This window comes from Polymorphospora sp. A560, assembly GCF_045781765.1.
Classification (GTDB): Bacteria; Actinomycetota; Actinomycetes; order Mycobacteriales; family Micromonosporaceae; genus Polymorphospora; species Polymorphospora lycopeni.
In genome coordinates this window covers 4,397,645-4,413,680 of record NZ_CP122282.1, presented here as the reverse complement: position 1 = coordinate 4,413,680, position 16,036 = coordinate 4,397,645, and the positions used below count along the sequence as shown (strand labels likewise).

Annotated in this window: 16 protein-coding genes; 9 read left to right on the top strand and 7 right to left on the bottom strand. The window is 72.5% G+C overall.

Going from position 1 to position 16,036, the window contains the following annotated elements; all coding sequences use genetic code 11:
* Positions 1 to 147: 147 nt before the first annotated feature.
* Positions 148 to 1,167 carry a LacI family DNA-binding transcriptional regulator gene (locus tag QCD66_RS19670; RefSeq protein WP_364206476.1) on the top strand — a complete coding sequence of 340 codons (1,020 nt, stop codon included), beginning with the start codon at positions 148 to 150 and terminating at the stop codon, positions 1,165 to 1,167.
* A 111-nt stretch (positions 1,168 to 1,278) separates the two neighbouring features.
* On the opposite strand, the gene QCD66_RS19665 is transcribed toward QCD66_RS19670, so the two are convergent.
* The 3 genes from QCD66_RS19665 to QCD66_RS19655 form a co-directional block, all read right to left on the bottom strand.
* Entirely contained in the window at positions 1,279 to 2,478 is a 1,200-nt protein-coding gene (locus QCD66_RS19665) for a glycoside hydrolase family 64 protein (RefSeq protein WP_364206474.1), read from the bottom strand.
* A gap of 203 nt (positions 2,479 to 2,681) precedes the next feature.
* Positions 2,682 to 3,119, bottom strand: a complete 438-nt coding sequence (locus QCD66_RS19660; RefSeq protein ID WP_375735243.1) for an NUDIX hydrolase — start codon at positions 3,117 to 3,119, stop codon at positions 2,682 to 2,684.
* Positions 3,120 to 3,185: 66 nt separating this feature from the next.
* Positions 3,186 to 3,710, bottom strand: coding sequence for a DinB family protein (locus QCD66_RS19655; protein ID WP_375735244.1), 525 nt, complete (start codon positions 3,708 to 3,710; stop codon positions 3,186 to 3,188).
* 142 nt (positions 3,711 to 3,852) lie between these two features.
* Here QCD66_RS19655 and QCD66_RS19650 point away from each other — a divergent pair, with 142 nt between their 5' ends.
* Positions 3,853 to 4,998: a glutathione-independent formaldehyde dehydrogenase gene (locus QCD66_RS19650; RefSeq protein WP_375735245.1), complete on the top strand. Its 1,146-nt coding sequence runs from the start codon at positions 3,853 to 3,855 to the stop codon at positions 4,996 to 4,998.
* Between the two features lie 43 nt (positions 4,999 to 5,041).
* On the opposite strand, the gene QCD66_RS19645 is transcribed toward QCD66_RS19650, so the two are convergent.
* Genes QCD66_RS19645 through QCD66_RS19630 form a run of 4 tightly spaced genes read right to left on the bottom strand, consistent with a single transcriptional unit; the run spans position 5,042 to position 8,790 of the window.
* Positions 5,042 to 6,043 carry an acyl-CoA dehydrogenase family protein gene (locus QCD66_RS19645; protein WP_375735246.1) on the bottom strand — a complete coding sequence of 334 codons (1,002 nt, stop codon included), beginning with the start codon at positions 6,041 to 6,043 and terminating at the stop codon, positions 5,042 to 5,044.
* 10 nt (positions 6,044 to 6,053) lie between these two features.
* Positions 6,054 to 7,229 carry an acyl-CoA dehydrogenase family protein gene (locus tag QCD66_RS19640; protein ID WP_375735247.1) on the bottom strand — a complete coding sequence of 392 codons (1,176 nt, stop codon included), beginning with the start codon at positions 7,227 to 7,229 and terminating at the stop codon, positions 6,054 to 6,056.
* Positions 7,226 to 7,972 (bottom strand): enoyl-CoA hydratase, encoded by a 747-nt coding sequence (locus QCD66_RS19635; protein ID WP_375735248.1) that lies wholly within the window; start codon positions 7,970 to 7,972, stop codon positions 7,226 to 7,228. Before QCD66_RS19635 ends, QCD66_RS19640 begins: the two co-directional genes overlap by 4 nt.
* 59 nt (positions 7,973 to 8,031) lie before the next feature.
* Positions 8,032 to 8,790 (bottom strand): SDR family NAD(P)-dependent oxidoreductase, encoded by a 759-nt coding sequence (locus tag QCD66_RS19630; protein ID WP_375735249.1) that lies wholly within the window; start codon positions 8,788 to 8,790, stop codon positions 8,032 to 8,034.
* A gap of 151 nt (positions 8,791 to 8,941) precedes the next feature.
* Between QCD66_RS19630 and QCD66_RS19625 the strand changes: the two genes are divergently transcribed.
* The 7 genes from QCD66_RS19625 to QCD66_RS19595 all read left to right on the top strand — a co-directional run bounded on the left by QCD66_RS19625 (position 8,942) and on the right by QCD66_RS19595 (position 16,032).
* Positions 8,942 to 10,084 (top strand): ATP-grasp domain-containing protein, encoded by a 1,143-nt coding sequence (locus QCD66_RS19625; protein ID WP_375735250.1) that lies wholly within the window; start codon positions 8,942 to 8,944, stop codon positions 10,082 to 10,084.
* Complete coding sequence (locus QCD66_RS19620) at positions 10,068 to 10,970, top strand: CoA-binding protein (RefSeq protein ID WP_364206456.1); 903 nt, start codon at positions 10,068 to 10,070, stop codon at positions 10,968 to 10,970. The genes QCD66_RS19625 and QCD66_RS19620 overlap by 17 nt, the downstream gene beginning before the upstream one ends.
* A 23-nt stretch (positions 10,971 to 10,993) precedes the next feature.
* Positions 10,994 to 11,818 carry an ABC transporter ATP-binding protein gene (locus tag QCD66_RS19615; RefSeq protein WP_357537456.1) on the top strand — a complete coding sequence of 275 codons (825 nt, stop codon included), beginning with the start codon at positions 10,994 to 10,996 and terminating at the stop codon, positions 11,816 to 11,818.
* Positions 11,815 to 12,657 (top strand): ABC transporter permease, encoded by an 843-nt coding sequence (locus tag QCD66_RS19610; RefSeq protein WP_375735251.1) that lies wholly within the window; start codon positions 11,815 to 11,817, stop codon positions 12,655 to 12,657. Before QCD66_RS19615 ends, QCD66_RS19610 begins: the two co-directional genes overlap by 4 nt.
* A 91-nt stretch (positions 12,658 to 12,748) precedes the next feature.
* Complete coding sequence (locus tag QCD66_RS19605; RefSeq protein WP_375735252.1) at positions 12,749 to 13,846, top strand: ABC transporter substrate-binding protein; 1,098 nt, start codon at positions 12,749 to 12,751, stop codon at positions 13,844 to 13,846.
* Positions 13,847 to 13,933: 87 nt separating this feature from the next.
* Positions 13,934 to 15,133 carry an acyl-CoA dehydrogenase family protein gene (locus tag QCD66_RS19600; RefSeq protein ID WP_375735253.1) on the top strand — a complete coding sequence of 400 codons (1,200 nt, stop codon included), beginning with the start codon at positions 13,934 to 13,936 and terminating at the stop codon, positions 15,131 to 15,133.
* On the top strand, positions 15,130 to 16,032 hold the full coding sequence (locus tag QCD66_RS19595) for an SDR family NAD(P)-dependent oxidoreductase (protein WP_375735254.1): 903 nt from the start codon (positions 15,130 to 15,132) through the stop codon (positions 16,030 to 16,032). Before QCD66_RS19600 ends, QCD66_RS19595 begins: the two co-directional genes overlap by 4 nt.
* The last annotated feature ends 4 nt before the right edge of the window (positions 16,033 to 16,036 follow it).

Here is a 16,036-nt window from a genome sequence, read left to right as displayed (position 1 = left end):
CAGCCCGTTACCTGAGCCGGGCCGCCACCTGCGGTTTTCCGGACCGATCGGGAGTGTGGGCAAGGGCGGCCGGTGTCGGGGTGGCTTCGGTGTGGTCGGGTGTGGCAAAGTAACGGCAAACGTTCTCCGAACCGAAGTGAGGGTGCGATGGCCTCGCTCGCCGACGTGAGCCGGGAGGCCGGCGTCTCCGTCGCCACCGCCTCCCGGGTGCTCAACGGCGCCACCCACCCGGTCTCCGCCGACACCCGCTCGCGGGTCCTGGCCGCCGCCGAGCGCCTCGGCTACTCACCGAGTGCCCTGGCCCAGGCGCTGGTCACCCGCACCAGCCGGCTCATCGGGGTGATCGTCAGCGACATCGTCAACCCGTACTTCTCGGTGATCGCGCGCGGCGTCGACGACATGTCGACCCGGGCCGGATACGTCACGATGCTGTCCAACGCCGACCGGCGGACGAGTTCGGAGATAACCCGGCTGCAGACCATGCGTGACTACCGGGCGGCCGGGGTGATCTTCGCCGGTAGCGGCTACGTCGACGACCCGCGGACGCCGGAGCTGGCGAAGGCGGTCGCGGCGGCGCGCGAGCGGGGCGTGCTGTCGATCTCGCTGACCGAGCGCGACATCGACTGCCCGGTCATCACCGCCGACAACCGTGCCGCCGCGTACGACCTCACCGACCACCTGGTGTCCCAGGGGCACCGGCGGATCGTCTTCGTCGAGGGGCCGGCCGGCATGGTCGCCACCGAGCAGCGGCGCGCCGGGTTCCTCGACCGGATGACCGAGGCCGGTCTGCGCGACCTCGCGGAATGCGTCGAGGGCGGTTTCGACTTCGAGGCCGGCCACGCGGCGGCGCTGCGGGTGCTGGCCAGCCGGGACCTGCCCGACGCGATCGTCGCCGCCAACGACGAGGCCGCCGTCGGCGCGCTCAACGCCCTGCGGCAGGCCCGGATCGACGTACCCGGGCAGGTCTCCGTCGCCGGCATCGACGACCTGCCGGTGGCCCGGTTCGTCGGCCTGACCACGGTCAGCCTGCCGCTGTACGAGTTGGGCGCGATGGCCGCCCGGCGGGTGATCGACGCCGGCACCGCCGGCCCCGCCCCCGAGCCGGGACCGCCCGTGGTCCTCCCACACCGCCTGGTCCCCCGCGAAACAACGGCCCGCCGCCCCTGACCCCGCCGCCCCTGCCCCCGCGATCTTGCACTTGTCGCCCGACAAACCCGAGCAAAAAGGGAGACAAGTGCAAGATCGCGGGGAGGGTGGGGCGGGGCGGGCGGGGAGGGATCAGAAGGCGGTCAGGGTGATGCGGGCCGCGACCGGGGAGCCGTTGTGGACCAGGGACTCGAAGCCGCCGACGTCGTCGAAGGCGAAGCCGTACGCCCGGCCGTCGACCATGTGCTCGTGGACGACCCGCGAGTAGTGGTCGGTGACGTCCCGGGTGTAGAAGCCGGTCGGGTCGTACGTCGGCTGGGTGTGCGCGAACCCGAGCGTGGAGCGGTGCAGCGCGGCGCACAGCGTACGCGCGATCGGCCCCACCACGTGGTCGTTCGGGGCGTGCAGCCGGCCGTCACAGCCGAACACGTCCTTTGTGGTCGGTCGCTGGAACGAGGCCACCTCGGCGCCGCCGCCGTCGGTGAACCGCAGTACCCCCGCGCCGTCGGTGCGGCCGTGGAACCTCTTGTCCGGCTCGTGCTGGAACGGCACCACGGTCAGCGTGGTGTCCCGGTAGGTGTCCCACGCCTGCGCGATGTAGCCGTCGAGGTAGGTGTCGCTGAAGACGGCGGTGTCGATGCCCTTGTGCGGTGACAGCACACGCAGCCGGGTGCCGTCGGCGCGGGTGTGGATCAGCCGGCCCCAGTCGCCGGGCTGGCCGGCCAGCGCGTCGAAGATGCCGTCGCGGCCGCCCGCGACCAGATCGCCGGCGGTGCTGCTGCCGCCGTCGGCGCCGGTGACCCCGACCGAGTGCGGCACGCTGAACATGTCGACCTGCGAGCTGTTGAGCCACAGCCCGTCGTCGTTGTAGGTGAACTCGCTCCAGTCGAACAGGATGCCGTGGTTGGGGTCGCCGGACGCCCATGGCGCCGGCTGCACGAGCCCGTCCGGGCTGAGGAAGAACTTCAGCTTCTCGCCGAACGACATGTAGACCCGGCCGGACAGGCCGCGCGGGATCTGCAGGATGGTGGTGCCGCCGCCGGCCGGGCCGGCGATCGCGACGTCGGGTGCCGGGCTCGGCGGCAGCGACCCGCCCGACCAGGCGGTGAAGGTGCCGCCGGCGTCGACGTATCCGAGCCGGCCGGTGGCCAGGTTGACCCCGAGGACGTAGAGGTGGATCTGCTCGCCGCGGCCCGAGTTGTTGGTGACGTGGAGCGGCAGGTGGTCCGGCGGTAGGGCGGACGCCGGTGCCGCCCCGCCGAGCGCGACGGCGGTGGACGCGGCGGCCGCGACCACGGCCAGTCGGTGGAGCAGTTTCCGTCCTGTACGCATGTATCAACTCCTTACGCTTGCGGCCTCCGGCCGCGCTCTGGGCACACTCATGCCCCGAACGAAATGCTCCTTCCTGGCCTGATATGGCCTGCCTGAGAGCGCTCTCTCGCTCGAATCCACCCTTACCCGGCAAGCGACCCATGTCAATAGATAGGGGTCCTAAAAATTACCCTCGCGTTACGGCGTCGCATGGCGACGCGGCGTCACCCGGCCGGTGGGGGTGCCGGCGGCAGCCGGTCGGGCAGCAGCGCCAGGGTGGCCATGAGCTGGGAGTGGGCCGGCCGCGGCAGGTCGTCGGGGGCGAACCAGTCGAGCCGGTCGAACTTGTGCGGCTCGCCGATCTCGACCCGTGCCGGGTCGACGCGTACCGCGAAGACCACCGCGACCCAGTGCGACGGCGGGTCGTCGCGCAGCACGTTGCGTACGCCGAGCAGGGTGATCTCCAGCGGGTCGGCGGCGTACTCCTCGCGCACCTCGCGGGTGACCGCGTCCTCGAAGCTCTCGCCGAACTCCAGCGCCCCGGCGCCGGTGTCCCAGGTGCCGGGCTCGTCGCGGGCGCCCGGCCCGCGCCGGGCCAGCAGCAGCCGCCCGGCGCCGTCGTGACACACGAACGCACAGGAAACCGACGGGGTACGTCGCATCGCCAACTCCATTTCTCGCGAACCGCCTCGGTGATCCGGGCGTCAGATCTGCACACCGGGCACCCGTCAGCCGCGGGCGGCGCGCAGCAGGCGGAGCTGGCCGATCTCGGCGACGTTCTTCATCAGTTCCGCGTTGGCCCAGCCCACCATGTGGGCGACGGTGAGCCCGGAGCCGGCCGGCCACGGGAACGGGGCGGGCCGGTCGAGGTCGGCGTCGGTGAGCCGGTCGAGCACCGCCAGCCACTCGGTGCGCAGGTCGCGCAGCCACGCCACCGCCGCGGCGCCGTCGCCGGGCCACCGGACCTCGGTGCGGTCCTTTGGCGTACGACCCCGGGCGTGGTCGATCGTCACCGTCCACCACCAGCCGAGATGCCAGGTGGTCCAGGCGATCGTGGGCACCGGGACCGGCTCCGGCTCGGACTCCGCCCAGTCCGGCACCCACCGCCCGTCGGCGTCCGGACGTACGGTCCAGTGGATGCCGGCCGGCACCCAGAGGTGGTCGTCCGGCTCCAGCCGCTCCAGGTGGTATTCGAGCAGCGACCAGGTCAGGTCGAACTGCCAACGGAGCAGGTCGGTGCGGGATGCCGGCATCCGCCGATCCTCGCACCCGGGCAGGTTCGCGCTCGATCGCATTTCCGTGCCGCCGCCCGGGGGACGCCGGCCGGGGACGGTTCAACGCGGTTTCAGCGGGCACACCTTATGTGAAGAGGAAGCGACGCAGGGGGTGAACGACGTGAAGGCAGTGGTTTACGAGGGACCGCGTTCGGTGGCGGTGCAGGACGTACCCGATCCGAAGATCAAGAAGGACACCGACGCGATCATCAAGGTCACCTCGACCAACATCTGCGGATCCGACCTGCACATGTACGAGGGGCGGACGAACGTCGAGCAGGGCAAGATCCTCGGGCACGAGAACATGGGCATCGTCACCGAGGTCGGCAGCGGCATCGACCGGGTCAGGGTCGGCGACCGGGTCTCCGTACCGTTCAACATCGCGTGCGGGTACTGCCGCAACTGCCTGACCGGCTGGACGTCGTACTGCCTGCGGATGAATCCCATACCGGGGCGGGACGGCGCCGCCTACGGCTACGCCGACATGGGCCCGTACGACGGTGGCCAGGCCGAGTACCTGCGGGTCCCGCACGCCGACTTCAACCTGCTCGAACTGCCGCAGGGCGACGAGCAGGAGAACGACTTCACCATGCTCTCCGACATCTTCCCGACCGGCTACCACGGCACCGAACTGGCCGGCATGGAACCCGGCGACACCGTCGCGGTCTTCGGCGGCGGCCCGGTCGGGCTGCTCGCCGCGCACAGCGCGATGCTGCGCGGTGCCACCCAGGTCTTCGTGGTCGACAAGGAGAACGACCGGCTCGCGCTGGCCGAGAAGCTCGGCGCGACCCGGATCGACTTCACCGTCGCCGACCCGGTCGAGCAGATCGTCGACGCCACCCATGGGCGGGGTGTCGACCGGGGCGTGGACGCCGTCGGCTACCAGGCCCACGGCAAGGAGGGCGAGCAGCCGGCACGGGTGCTCGACAACCTGGTCGACGTCGTACGCAGCACCGGCGGCATCGGCGTGATCGGCGTCTACGTGCCCGAGGACCCGGGGGCCGTGGACGAGGGTGCCAAGCACGGCCGGATCGGCTTCAACTTCGGGAAGATGTTCTCGAAGGGCCAGCGGATCGGGACCGGGCAGTGCCCGGTGATGCGCTACAACCGGCACCTGCGGGACATGATCATCAGTGGCCGGGCGACCCCGTCGATCGTGGTGTCGCACGAGCTGCCGCTGACCGAGGCACCGGACGCGTACGACAAGTTCGACCGGCGCGTCGACGGCTACACCAAGGTCGTCCTCAAGCCCGAGATGACCGGCTGACCCGTACGGCACGGAGCTGGCCGCCGTCCGGCGGCCAGCTCCGCTAGCCGACCAGGGTCTCCCACAGGGGCCGGTCGGCGCCGTGCACCAGGGCCGACAGCCGGCGGGCCCAGAACTCCTCGCCGCCGGACTCGTCCCGCCAGGCCCACAGCCGGCGGGTGTGCCGGTGCAGCGGGTACTCGCGGGTGACGCCGATCGCGCCGTGCACCTGGTGTGCCGCGCGGGCCACCGCGGTCGCCGCCGTCCCGGCCTGCACCTTCGCCGCGGCCACGGCGAACCGCGTCGCGCCGGTGTCGTCGGCGAGCAGCAGCTGGTCGATGGCCGCCCCGACGGCGGCCGAGGTCGCGGCGACCTCACCGGCCATCAGCGCGACCTGCTGCCGGACCACGTCCAGCTGGGACAGCCGCCGGCCGAACTGGACCCGGTCGGTGCTGTAGCGCAGGGTCATCCGCAGCACCGCCCGCAGCGAGCCGGCGATCTGCACGGCGCGGACGAGCGCCGCCCGGTGCAGGAGGATGTCGTGCGCCGGCACCGCGACGGTCCGGCTCTCGTCCGGTACGACCGCGACGAACTCGACGTCGTCGCGGGGCTCGTCGGCGAGGTTCCGGCCGGGACGCACCCGGACCTGCTCGACGCGGACGAGGGCCACCGCGGTCCGGTCCGGCGCGGTGGCCATCGGGACGAGCAGATGCCCGGCCCGCGACGCCCACGGCACCCGCCGCGCCGTGCCGTGGATCCGACCGTTCTCGGACCGTAGGTCCGCGTCACCGGCGACGACGACCAGCCCCGCCGGCAGCCGGATGCCGGCGCGGGCGGCCAGCCAGCCGGCGAGGACGGACTGGTCGGCCACGGGCGTGGCCGCGCCGTGTTCGGCCAGCGCGGCGGCCACCGCGAGGGCGTCGGCGGGATCGCCGCCGGTGCCGCCGAACCGCTCCGGGATGCCCGCCCGGTCGAGTCCGGTTTCGGTCAGCGTCCGCCAGAGACCGTCCTCGTCGTTGTCGTGGTCGAGGCAGATCCGCCCGATCAGCTGGTGCAGCTCTTCCATGGTTTCCTCGCTATCGCATGCCGATCGCGCGGGCCACCAGCCCACGCAGGATCTCGCTGGTCCCGCCGCGCAGGGTGAAGCCCGGAGCGTGCAACTGGGCCTGCGCGAGTAGCCGGTCGTACCCGTCCGGGGCGTCGGGCGCCGGAGCGCTCGGGCGCCACCGCCGGGCCTCGTCGACGATCTCGTTCTCCAACCGGGTCCCCATGTCCTTGACCAGCGCGGTGACCAGCGACGACGCCGTCCCGGCGTCGATCGAGCGGGCCACCCCGGTCGACATCTGGCGCAGTACCCACAGCCGGGCGTACGCGCGCCCGAGCACGCCGCCCACCTCGTCGCCGCCGCCGGCCAGCGCCGCGCTCATCCGTTCCAGCAGCGGGAACGTGGACAGGTAGCGCTCGGGTCCGCTGCGTTCGTGGGCCAGCTCGGCGGTCACCTGCGTCCAGCCCTGCCCGGGGGTGCCGACCACCATGCCGTCGGAGACGAAGACGTCGTCGAGGACGACCTCGTTGAAGTGGTGGCCCCCGTCGAGGTACGGGATCGGGTTGACGGTGACGCCGGGCGCGGACAGGTCGACCAGGAGCTGGCTGAACCCGGCGTGCCGGGACCCCGGGTCCGGGGCGGCGGTGCGGACCAGCGTGAGCATCAGGTGCGACCGGTGGGCGTGGCTCGTCCAGACCTTCGTGCCGGTGACCCGCCAGCCGCCGGCCACCTGCCGGGCCCGGGTCCGTACCGAGGCGAGGTCCGAGCCGCTGTCCGGTTCGCTCATCCCGATGGCGACGTACAGCTCGCCCCGGGCCATGGCGGGCAGCAGCTGGTCCCGTTGCTCCTCGGAGCCGTAGCGCAGCAGCCCGGGGCCGACCTGCCGGTCGGCGAACCAGTGGGCGGCCACCGGCGCCCCGGCGGCGAGCAGTTCCTCGACGACCGCCTGGCGCAGCAGGTTCGACGCCGCCCGCCCGCCGTACCGGCGGGGCCAGGTCATCCCGATCCAGCCGCGTACGGCCAGGGCCTTCGAGAACTCGGGGGAGAAGCCGCCGAGCCAGCTGTCACATCGCGGCGCGAAGAGTCCCCGGTCGAGGGAGCCGGCGAGGAACTCGCGGACCCGGACGCGTTCCGCGCGGATCGCCGCGGCCTCGTGCTCGTCGGGTGGTGCGACGGGCCGCCACAGTTCGTCGAGGGGCGTGGTCACGCGGCGCTCCCGGCGCTTCCGGCGCTTCCGGTGGCGAACCGGCTCTGCCCGAGGGACCACAGCTGCTGGCCGAGTTCGAGTTCCACGGCCTCGGCGTGGTCCCGTACGGCGGCCGTGCCGGCGAGCGTGGCCTTCGTCCGGGTCAGCAGTTCCCGGTGGGTGCCGGCCAGCCGGGCCGCCAGGGCGGTCGAGTACGCGACCACCTCCGCATCGGCGACGCAGCGCCAGGCCAGGCCGACCGCTTCGGCGCGGGCGCCGTCGAGGACCTCGCCGAACAGCACGATGGCGGCGGCGGCCGAGGGGCCGACGGCGCGCCGCAGCAGCCAGCCGTGACCGCCACCGGGGTGCAGCCCGACCCGCAGGAACCGGGCGTCGAAGCGCGCCGACCCGGCGGCGACCCGTACGTCGCAGGCCAGCGCCAGGTTCATGCCGGCGCCGACGGCCGGCCCGTTGACGGCGGCGATGGTGGGTAGCGTGATCCGGCTGACCCGCAGGAAGCTGGCGTAGATGCCGCGCAGGGTCGCCTCGTCCGCCCCGTGCAGCGCGCCGAGGTCGGCGCCGGCGCAGAAGGCGCTGCCGGCGCCGGTGACGACGATGGCGCGGGTGGCGGGGTCGGCCTCGACGGTGTCGATCGCCGCGACGAACTCGTCGACCAGTTCGTGGGTCAGCGCGTTGCGGCGGTCCGGTCGGTTGAGGGTGATCGTGGCGACCCCGTCGGTGACGGAGGTCTGGACCTCGGGCATGGCGGTCTCCTGCGGTCGGCGGATGGGGGGCGGGGGGTCGGCGGGGGCGCCGGCCGGGGTCAGCGGGGCGGCATCCGGGTCGCCGCGTCGAGGCGTACCACCTCGCCGTTGAGCAGCCGGATCTCCAGGCAGGTCAGCACGAACTCGGCGATCTCGGCCGGGTCGGCCAGCCGGCGGGGAAAGACCGGCAGGGCGGTCAGCCGTTCCCGCAACGGTTCCGGCATCCCGGCGAGCATCGGGGTGTCCACTATGCCCGGACAGAGGCTGAGTACCCGGATGCCGAGGGCGCCCAGTTCCCGGGCCAGGGGCAGGGTCATCGAGGCGATGGCGCCCTTGGTCGCCGCGTACGCGGACTGTCCGATCTGGCCGTCGAACGCGGCGATGGAACTGATGTTGACGATGACGCCGCGTTCGCCGTCGGGGCCGGGCTCGTTGTCGGCCATCGCGTCGACGCAGTGGCGCAGCACGTCGTAGAGCCCGACCAGGTTGACGGCGACGACCGAGCGGAAGCGGTCCAGCGGATGGAGTTGCCCGTCGGATCGCCGGACCGGGGTGGGTGTGGCGACGCCCGCGCAGCTCACCAGGGCGTCGATGCCGCCGAGTGCCTGCCGGGCGGCGCCGGTCGCGGCCCGTACCGAATCCGGGTCGGTGACGTCGACCGGTACGAAGGTGGGCCCGCCGGCTGCCGGTGGCGGCGCGCTCGACGGCAGGTCGAGGACGGCCACCCGACTTCCCGCGTCGTGCAGCCGCCGCGCGACGGCCCTACCGATGCCGGAGGAGCCCCCGGTCACCACCACCCGTGCGTTTGTTGCGTCCACGTCACACCGCCTTGAAGTCTTTGTTAGGTGCATCTTGCGTCTTAGGCATATTAGGCGCATGATTGCCGTCACATCACTAGTCCGTACGGCCCAAGCCGCTCCAGAAGCCCCCTGAGCTGCCCGGACTCGACCCCGACCCGATGGAGGCGTGGTGCATGCGCTGACCGAGGAAGCCCTCAAGGCCCGGCTCTCGACGCGCCGGGTACGGGTCCCCGAGCACACGGTCATCGGTGCGACGGACGACGTCGAGGCTCTCGCCGGCCGCCTTCCCGGCCCGACCATGGTCAAGGCCCTGGTGCCGCTGACCGACCGGGCCCGCCGCGGGCTCGTCGTCCGGGCCGCGGACCCGGGGGAGGCGGCGACCGCCGCCAGGGCGATGCTCGGCTCCACCGTGGCCGGTCACCGGGTCGACCGGGTCCTGGTCGAAGAGCTCGCCCCGGACGGCACCGAGTACTACCTCGCGGCCGGCTTCGACTACGCGCACGGGGTGCCGGTGCTGCTGTTCGGCCCGGGCGGCTCGGGTGTCGAGGGGCGGGCCGCGCCCCGGCGGATCCCGTTCGCCATGGCCGACCCCGGCGGCCTGGCGGCGCTGCCCGAACCGCTGCGCCCGGTCGCCCGGGCGCTCGTCGAGGAGTTCCTGGACCTGCGGGCGAAGCTGGTCGAACTCAACCCGGTACGCGTCGGCCCGGCCGGCGCCATCGTGCTCGACGCGAAGGCCGCCCTCGATCCGGACGTGCCGGCCCCGGCCGGGGCGGTCGAGGTCGGCGTACCCGACGAGGCCGACCGGCGCCTGCGGGAGCTGGCGCGCAGCCTGCCCGGCGGCACCGAGGTCCGGTTCGGGCGGCTGGACGGCACCGTCGGGCTGATCAGCGCCGGCGGCGGGGTGCTCGCCATCGTGCACGACGCGCTGCGCCGGCACGGCCTGCGCCCGGCCAACTTCTCCGACGTCTCCGGCGGCAGCGCCACCACCGAACTGCTGGGCGCCGTCGCCGGTGAAGTGCTCGCGCTGCGGCCGGAGGGCATCCTCATCGTCACCGGGATCACCTCCAGCATCTCGGTGACCGGGTTCGCCGAGGCGATGGTGGCGGCGCTGGCGCCGCTGCGGGACCGCCCCGACGACGAGCGACCGGTGATCGTCGCCCGGATGGCCGGCCCGGACGAGGCGGACGCGGCGCGGATCATGAGCGCCCTCCCGCACTGCGTCGCCGTCGGCCGGGACACCGCCGTGGACAGTGCGGTCGCGCTGCTGGCCGACCGGATCGTGGCGAGGAGGGGCGATGGGAATCCTGCTTGACGCCGAAACCAGGGTCTGTGTCGTCGGCATCACCGGGGGACGGGCCCGCGCGGACACCGAGCGGAACCTCGCGTACGGCACCCGGATCGTGTGCGGGGTCGCGCCGGGCCGGCGCGGCCAGCGGGTCGCCGGGGTGCCGGTCTACGACAGTTGCGCCGAGGCCGCCGCCGACCACCGGATCGACGCGGTGATCGCCTACCTGCCGCCCCGGGTCTACCGGTCTGCGCTCGACGACATCCTGGCCGTCGGTCCGGCGTGGGTGCACGTGGTCACCGAGGGCATCCCGCTGCACGACAACGTGGCCGGGCTGGCCGCGGCCCGCGCGGCCGGGGTCCGGCTGATCGGGCCCAACACCAGCGGCATCATCACCCCGGGCCAGGCCAAGGTCGGCTTCCTCGGCCACGCCACCTGGCTGATGAGCCCCGGTCGGGTCGCCGTGCTGTCCCGCTCCGGCGGCTTCACCCACGACCTGGCCTACCTGGTCAGCCAGGCGGGCTACGGGGTGTCGACCGCGGTCGCGATCGGCGGTGACGCGGTCGTCGGACAGTCCTTCGCCGACCTGATCGAGCTGTGCGAGGCCGATCCCGGCACCGACGCCGTGGTGATGTACGGCGAGGCCGGCCCCGCACTGGAGCACCAGGTGGCCGACGCGATCGCCGCCGGCCGGTTCGGCAAACCCGTCGTCGCGCTGATCGCCGGCGACTTCCTCGACGACCACGAGCGGGGCAGCGTCTTCGGCCACGCCGGCGCCTTCCTGGAGGGACCGGACACCCGCGCCGCCGCGAAACGCGACGTGCTGCGCGCCGCCGGGGCGTACGTGGCCACGTCCGTCGACGACATCCCCGGCCTGCTGCGGGCAGCCGGAGTTCCGAGGAACCAGCAGTGACGACCGGAGGTGACGACATTCCCATGCATACAACGACCGCGTCCGACGCGGCTGCGCGCGGCTCCGCGCGGAGCGGCGATGACGTGCACATCTCGTTCCAGGACATCGGCATCGTCTTCCCGACCGGGACCCGGGCGCTGGCCGGCGTCACCCTCGACGTGTACGAGGGCGAGTTCCTGGCCATCGTCGGGCCCAGCGGCTGCGGCAAGTCCACCCTGCTCAACATGGCCGCCGGCCTGATGACGCCGACGGTGGGCCGGGTCGAGTACCGGGGCCGGCAGGTCCGCGGCCCGAACCGGCAGGTCGGCTACGTCACCCAGAAGGACCAGTTGCTGCCCTGGCGGACCGTCGAGAAGAACGTGATGCTGCCGCTGGAGTTCCGGGGGGTGACGGCGGCCGAGGCGAAGCGTCGGGCCGGTGCGGTCATCGAGCAGGTGGGCCTGCGCGGGTTCGAGAACAGCTATCCCGGCCAGCTCTCCGGCGGAATGCTCAAGCGGGCGTCGCTGGCCCGCACGATGGTCTACGCGCCGGACACCTACCTGATGGACGAGCCGTTCGCGAGCCTGGACGCGCAGCTGCGCATGGTGATGCAGGACGAGCTGTTGCGGATCTGGCGGGAGACGAAGAGCACCTTCGTCTTCGTCACCCACGACCTGGCCGAGGCGATCAGCCTGGCGGACCGGGTCGTGGTGATCAGTGCCCGGCCCGGCGTGGTCAAGATGACGGCGGAGGTCCACCTCGGCCGGCCGCGCAGCGCGATCACCGCGCACGAGTCTCCCGAGTTCGCCGGCCTGCTGTCGCGGCTGTGGAAGGCGCTCGACCAGCCGAGCGAGGAGGTCCGTTCATGACGACCGTCACCGAGGCCCGGCGTACCGGCGGCCTGGAGGCCGAGATCGCGGCGGTGGAGACCCGGGTCAAGCGCAACGCCCGGCGGCGCTCCCGGCTGATCCTGCTGATCCAGGTCGTGATCGTGGCGACCGGTCTGACCCTGTGGGAGGTGCTGTCCCGTGCCTTCGGGTGGGAGTTCTGGGTCTCCAGCCCGTCGGCGGTCTGGGAGCAGCTGACCACCTGGGCGCGCACCGACGAACTGTGGAGCGGCCTGCGGGCCACGCTGCTGGTCACGGTGCTCGGCTTCGTTCCGGGGGCGTTGATCGGGGCGCTGACCGGCTTCCTGTTCGGTTGGTTCCGGACGCTCGGCCGGATCTGCGAGCCGTTCGTGCTGGCGCTGTACACGCTGCCGAAGATCGCGCTGGCGCCGCTGTTCGTCCTGTGGTTCGGCATCGACCTGCTGCCGAAGGTCGTCCTGGCCGCGGTGCTGGTGTTCTTCCTGGTCTTCTTCACCACCTTCCAGGGCGCCAAGAGCGTCGACCGGTCGCTGCTGGAGATGGGCTACCTGATGGGCGGCGGCAAGCTCGCCGTCTTCCGCAAGATCGTCATCCCGACCTCCGCGGTCTGGGTCTTCTCCGGCTTCAAGATCTCCCTGCCGTACGCGCTCATCGGGGCCGTGGTGGGTGAGTTCATCGCGGCCACCGAGGGCATCGGATTCATGATCAAAAACGCGACGAACGAGTTCAACACCGCCGGCGTCTTCGCCGGACTGGTGATCCTCATGGTCGTCGCGACGGCGCTGACCCAGGCGCTCCGTCTCGCCGAACACAAGCTCCTGCACTGGAACGAGGGGAGCTGAGCGCCACCCGCGATCCGCGGGCGGCGCACGGGGGCACCGATCTGTCTCACCATCACTCAGGCGACCGAAGCGTCGCCCGGGAGGCCGCTCCATGACACACACGACAACCACCGTTCCCGCCAGATCCCGTCGACTCCGGGCCGTCGCCCTGGCCGCGGCCGTACTGCTCGGCGCCGGCGGCCTCGCCGCCTGCGGCTCCGACGAGGCGGCCGGCCCGGACGGCAGCCTCAAGAAGCTCGACATGACCTTCACGATCTCGTCGACCAGTCTCGCCCACCAGCTCGTCTTCGCCGCGCGCGACGGCGGTTACCTGGAGAAGTACGGGATCGACGCCCGGTTCGTGACCGCCGAGTCGTCGTCGGTGGCGATCGCCGCGCTGGCCTCGAACTCCGCGCAGGTCGCGTTCGTCGGGCGTACCGACGCCCTGCTCACCACCGCTCAGGGCAAGCAGATGGTGTACGCCTACAAGCAGTCCACCGGCTTCCTCACCAACGTCACCGTCTCCAAGGCGTTCGCCGACCGTAACCCGGGCTGGGAGTCGAAGTCGGTCGAGGACCGGCTGCGCCTGCTCAACGGCGCGACGATGGCACAGGCCTCGGCGAACGGCGTACTGACCCGGGTCTTCGACGACGCCATGTCGTCCGTCGGCGGCAAGGTCACCAACACCTACATCGCCGTCAACACCATGCCGACCGCGCTGACCCGCGGCTCGGTCGACGCCTACATGGCCCCGTCGCCGTTCCAGGAGACCTCGGTGCAGCGGGGTGAGGGTGTCATGTTCATCAAGGGCACCGACCTGCCGGCCTCCGGTGGCGAGACGATCGTGCAGGGCGCCACCGTGGTCAGCAAGAGCTTCCTCGACTCCGACCGGGAGAGCGTCGTGCGGGTCATGGCGGCGTTGCAGGCCACCGCCGAGGCGATGAAGGCCGACCCGGACAGGGCCAAGCAACTGGCCAAGGAACGGCTCAACACCATCGATGCGTCGATCTTCGACGTCATGTGGCCGGACGCGTACAAGGTGATCATCGGCCCGCTGGAGCACCCGATCTCGGCCGAGGACATCACTTTCATGATCGAGCACGACGCCGCGGGCGTACCGGAGGCACAGAGTCTCGACCCGGCGGCGCAGATCGTGCCGGCGGACCTGCTCACCGACGCCAAGGCGCTGGTCAGCGAGGTCGGCTTCTAGGTCGTCGTCCGGCCGGAGCGGACCCGCGCCACCGCTGCGGCCGGACGCCCCGACGACCACCGACCCGCCCGACACCACAGGGGAACCATGAATCTCGATGACGCGCCCGCCCAGGCCGAGCTGCGGGCCCGGGCCCGCGCCTGGCTCGCCGCGCACGCGGCACCCCGTACCCCGGCCAGCGTCGACCGGGCCGACGACGACGCGGCGGTGGCCCGCGGCCGGGCCTGGCAACGGACCAAGTTCGAGGCCGGCTGGGCCGGCCTGACCTGGCCCCGGCCCTTCGGCGGGGCGGGTCGGCCGCTGATCGACCAGATCGTCTGGGACCAGGAGGCGGCCCGGTTCGACGTGCCCGAGGAGACGTTCATCGTCTCCACCATGCTGGCCGGCCCCACCATCATCGACGCCGGCACCGACGAACAGCGGGCCCGGCACCTCCCGCCGATGCTCGACGGCCGCGCCGTGTGGTGCCAGCTGTTCAGCGAGCCGGCGGCCGGCTCCGACCTGGCCGGGGTGACCACCCGGGCGGTCCGTGCCGGCGACGGCTGGGTGGTCACCGGGCAGAAGGTGTGGAACTCCGGCGCGCACTACGCCGACTGGGGACTGCTGCTGGTCCGCACCGATCCGGCCGCCCCCAAGCACGCCGGCATGAGCTACCTGCTGCTGGACATGCGCAGCCCCGGCATCACCGTCCGGCCGATCCGGCAGATCACCGGCGCCGAGCACTTCAACGAGGTGTTCCTCGACGAGGTGTACGTGCCGGACTCGGAACTGCTCGGCGCGCCCGGGGACGGCTGGCGGATCGCCCGGCTGACCCTCGCCCACGAACGCGAGGGGCTGGTCGTGCGGCGCCGGGTCGACGTCGACGCCTTCCTGGAACTCGTCCGCGCGGCCCGGATCGACGGCGAGCCGGCCGCCGGCCGCGCCGACGTCCGACAGCAGGTCGCCGAGATCTGGATGCGGGCCCAGGCCCTGGAACTGCTCAGCAACCGGGTCACGACCTCCATTGCCCGGGGTCGTGCACCGGGGGCCGAGGGCTCGGTGGGCAAGCTGCTCGGCGCCGCGCTCGTCAACCGGGTCGGCCGCCTCTCCCTGTCGTTGCAGGGCGCCGACGGTCTGCTCGACGGCCCGGAGGCCCTCGACGGCGGCAGGTGGCAGCACGCCTTCCTGGACGCCACCGCCCGCCGGATCGCCGGCGGGAGCGACGAGATCCAGCGGGACATCATCAGCGAACGTGTGCTCGGCCTGCCCCGGGAGCCGCGTGTGACCAAGGATGCGAGGACGTCATGAAGGACTCCGTGGTACTCGTGACCGGAGCCGGCCGGGGCATCGGCCGGGGCGTCGCGGTCGAACTGGCCGCCGCCGGGGCCCGGGTCGTGGTCAACGACCTCGGCACCGACGCGGCCGGCGGCGGCAACGACGACACACCAGCGTCCTCCACAGTGGACGAGATAGTCGCCGCCGGCGGCGAGGCGGTCCTCAACGGCGCCGACGTGGGCGACTGGGCGGCCGCCCGGGCCGCCGTCGACCAGGCGATCAGCACGTACGGGCGGCTGGACGCGGTGGTCAACTGCGCCGGCTTCCTGCGCGACCGGATCTTCCACCGGATGAGCGAACAGGAGTGGGACGACGTCATCCGGGTCCACCTCAAGGGCTCGTTCAACATCAGCCGGGCCGCCGCCGAACGGTTCCGCGAACAGGGCTCGGGCGCGTTCGTGCACATGACGTCCACCGCCGGGCTGATCGGCAACTTCGGCCAGGCCAACTACTCGGCGGCGAAGTTGGGCATCGTCGGGCTGTCCCGGTCGATCGCGCTGGACATGGCCCGCTTCGGCGTACGCTCCAACGCCATCGCGCCGTTCGCCTGGAGCCGGCTCATCGGCACCCTGCCCGAGGAGACGCCGGAGCAGCGGGCCCGGGTGGCGAAGTTCCGCGAGATGCGCGCCGAGATGGTCGCCCCGCTGGTGCACTTCCTGCTCAGCGCCGACGCCGCCGACGTGACCGGCCAGGTCTTCGTGGTACGGCGCAACGAGATCTTCCTGATGAGCCAGCCCCGCCCGATCCGGTCCATCCACCACGGCGACGGGTGGGACGTCGAATCGCTCCGCGAGCGCCTGGTGCCGTCGTTCCGCACCGGCTTCACCCCACTGGAGCGCTCGGGCGACGTCTTCTCCTGGGATCCGATCTAGGACG